This is a genomic window from Endozoicomonas sp. ONNA2 (assembly GCF_024606365.1).
GTDB lineage: Bacteria > Pseudomonadota > Gammaproteobacteria > Pseudomonadales > Endozoicomonadaceae > Endozoicomonas.
Genome location: NZ_JAHHPO010000116.1, coordinates 1 through 3,324, shown reverse-complemented (window position 1 = coordinate 3,324; position 3,324 = coordinate 1). Strand labels below are relative to the sequence as shown.

The 3,324-nt window shown below is 48.6% G+C and carries 2 protein-coding genes; one reads left to right on the top strand and one right to left on the bottom strand.

The window, feature by feature from the left end; all coding sequences use genetic code 11:
* Window positions 1-82: 82 nt before the first annotated feature.
* The gene (locus KDK14_RS02205) at window positions 83-649 is read right to left on the bottom strand and encodes a hypothetical protein (protein ID WP_257263386.1); all 567 of its coding nucleotides are present in this window, start codon (window positions 647-649) and stop codon (window positions 83-85) included.
* 402 nt (window positions 650-1,051) lie between these two features.
* Between KDK14_RS02205 and KDK14_RS02200 the strand changes: the two genes are divergently transcribed.
* Window positions 1,052-3,324 (top strand): SEL1-like repeat protein (locus KDK14_RS02200; protein ID WP_257263385.1); only part of this gene is annotated, 2,273 nt, incomplete at its 3' end.

Sequence of the window (3,324 nt, the reverse complement as noted above, 5' to 3'; positions counted from 1 at the left end):
CTACGGGGACGCCCAGTCGGGCGCTATTCTCGGACAGCCTCCCTGGCTTTCTGCTACTAATTTGGCACCGAGGTATTCATTTTCAAGTATTATACAATTCATTCATAAATTCTCGTGTGAACAAACCTTTTTCATAACATTCGAGAATAAATGGTGTCAGTGGTTTCTCGTTGTTGTGATATTGTTCGGAAAGATCCAGAAAACATTCGCAGTTTTGAAATGCAGTCATACCAATTTGTTGTACTGGCGAGGTCAGGATTTTTTTACACTTATCGAAGAGATCTTCACATTCTAATTTGTACAAAAGTTTATATTTAAGTTGAAGAAATTCCTCTTTTGATCTTTGGGTATAAAAGCCTGCCCCCGTCTCGGTCACTTTATAATGGTCATGTTGCCATTGGTCCCAGTCCCAACCAGCAGGGTCAGTATGTTTTGGTGAAGTGGCTATGGCTGGCCTGACTTGTGTTGCTGGCGATTGGTTAAGACTGACAGAAAAATCAACCAGTGGTTTAAAATCTTGCGGAGGATATGGCTCATCGCAGACGTTCTCCACCGGTTCTTTTAAAACAGGATTGTCAATGCCACTGGTAACGGTGGTTGAAACCTGGTTAAACCTTCCCTCTCCTCCCTCCTCTTTTATCTCTTCCATGACAGTATCATAAGAGGGGGGGCATCGGTCCATTGTTCTAAATAAACCCTGTCATAATTATATGGTGAAAACATAAAAAGACCTTTTAGCTGATGTGGCTTTGCTGGTGTGGCGTAGATTCTGCCATGAGTGGATAATCGACTTACTACTACTTAGTCTATTTGAAAAGCCAATAGTTCCCCAGTTAACCACAATTGGTGAACGCAGGGTTGGCATGCCACCGGTGTTCTTCCGGGCGTCGTCAAGTTTGAGTGCGATCCGGTGAAATTTTTCTTCATTCCAAGAACCATCTGTTCTTTATCCTGTCTAAAACTATTTTTAAGCAGTAAGCAGTAAGCTTTTCTATTTTAAGCGAGCTTGCTCATATCTTTTTTCTCATGGCTGCTACCCAAGGAACAAACTGTGGAGAGGCTGAACTATAACCAACGCGTGGACAGTTTCCTCAACGCCCACGGTGATTCCACCAACACCATTGACGAAGCGTATTTTTTTGCAGGCAGGAAAGTCAGGATCGATCCTGATGTCGTTCGGTCAATGTGCCTGGCAGACCAGCACTGGTCTTTCTCCAGGCAGGCCAAAACAGTGTTGGACGTTGCCATTAACAGCAACTTTTCTCCGGCGCTTTCTGATAAATCGGGCATACAGCAGTTTAACAAGTGGTTCTGGGGGAGTACTTGTCCGTTTGAAAGTTTGCAACCACCACCACACTTTTGCACTTGCAGGAGAGTGCATCAATATTTTCCGAAACAGAAGGTTGGGGGCATCCTGACTGAAAACGAGCGCAGGGTTGTGGTCTGCGGTTCCCCGGATGCGCCTGGCAACCTGAATCCCGAGGCACTGCTGGCGCTGGGTGCATGTCGCCTGATTGAGTCGGAACGGTTGCTCAAGATGCATGAGCAGCAACTGAAAAAGGTATCTGCCGAGACTGCATCCCTATATATGGCAAAGGCCAGCGACAAACGTAAACAAGCCTATAAGCAGTGGCTGGCCGCCAGCCTGTTGGATGCCAGGCTAACCCGGAATCAGTTGAGATCCTGGCTGATCCAGTATGCAGTAAACAACGGCATAATCAGGCAAGCCGGTGATGTAGAAAAAATAAAACAATTTCGCTCTGGTCGGCAGGACCGGCTGTCGGACCTGTGGTTCAAATTACTCATTGACAGTGGCCTTTATCCTGACACCGAACCTCTGGCATCCCCCATTGCCTTAACCCAACGGCTGGCGGACATAGCCAGTCAATTCATAGAAAAAAATACCCATTACCCTTTTACAGCCTATGATTCACCGGTTTTACTGTTTTCCAGGTATGAATTTCTGATTGGATTCATGTTTGATGATGAGTCCGGTTATCTTCCTGAGCCAGATAATGCGTACGAAATCCTGTACAGGGCATTATATATCGCCATTTTTCATGACGAGGTTCGCATTAGTCATGATTTAACCGCCAAAACTCTGGCCTCGTCCGAGGGTTTATTGGCTCGGTCAACCCCGGCCGGTAAATCAAACCTCAGAGCCAGCGTCAAGTGGTTCCGGGACGACGCGATGACTATTCCAGCCACTCAGGCAGTATGCGTCAGACACAAAAAAGCGGGGCAGGCTGCTTCCTCTGCTACCTGGGCCAGGGGCCAGAAACCATTTCCGAAACCTGAGAATCTGTTGACGGCATTCGCCTATATCTTCAACGTCATGACCTACCATCAAACCAATAACAAGACTCGCATTTACAACATGCCCCGGCATCGCCAGAGAATAATGGATGCTTTTCAAGTGTTCAGCCAGGCCGTGAGCAGCGAACCACCCTTGGCCGATAATCTCCATGGTTACGCCTGTTTCCTGATTGGCTGGCTCCATGAGCAGAAACTGATCAATTATCCATCCCCTGAGAAAGCGGCAACATGGTATGAACAAGCCGCCAGCCGGGGAAAATTCATTCCACTCAACCTCAAGGCCGGTGACCTGTTTGTAAAAATGGGCGATTACCACAATGCCTGTCGATGCTATGAGCAGATGCAGCAACAACTGCAAACACTGGTGGATTCTCCTGGCGAGGACCCGGCAATGGCTGAGGGCGGGTATCTGAGCCCGGCATTCCGAACTTTTTTAACGTCAAAAATTGAATATGCCCGAATCAAGGCAAAAGATACGTGCTACCTGCGCGGCCTGACACCGGCGGAGATTCAGCGATACATCAATGGCGATAACCGCCGGGAAACACCAACCCATCAACAGACAAACTCCCTGACCGCTAACCGGAGCCGCCAACCTGTTTGCAGCCAACCGCCGTGCCAGCCCGAAAGCACCGGCGATGGGTCATTTCCGAATAAGGGCCTGGACAGCGCTACCGGCAACGATACCGACAATACCTTACCGACACCCGCCACCGAACACCCCGGCTGCAGTGAGCGAACCAGACAACCGGTGATCGAACAGAACATGCCCCAACCAACGCCCGGCATAATCGCCAACCCTGTTGCTAAAAAACAGCGAAGGGCTGAGTTGTCCTGTCTTGTCAGGAATCGACTGACAAGCCAATGGGATGGCTCAGTACACAGCCTGTTAAAGCGGTTTTTCAACAGGAAAGAACAGTTGGCTCACACCCCTGAAGAGCAGATTGCCTGGTTAACCCCAAAGCTGGACAAAATCCGCAAAAAGCACGGCAGTGAAGTCTTGATGGA

Excerpts from the sequence above, each read along its gene's own strand:
- KDK14_RS02205 (WP_257263386.1), bottom strand. The coding sequence starts at position 649 with ATGGAAGAGATAAAAGAGGAGGGAGGAGAGGGAAGGTTTAACCAGGTT.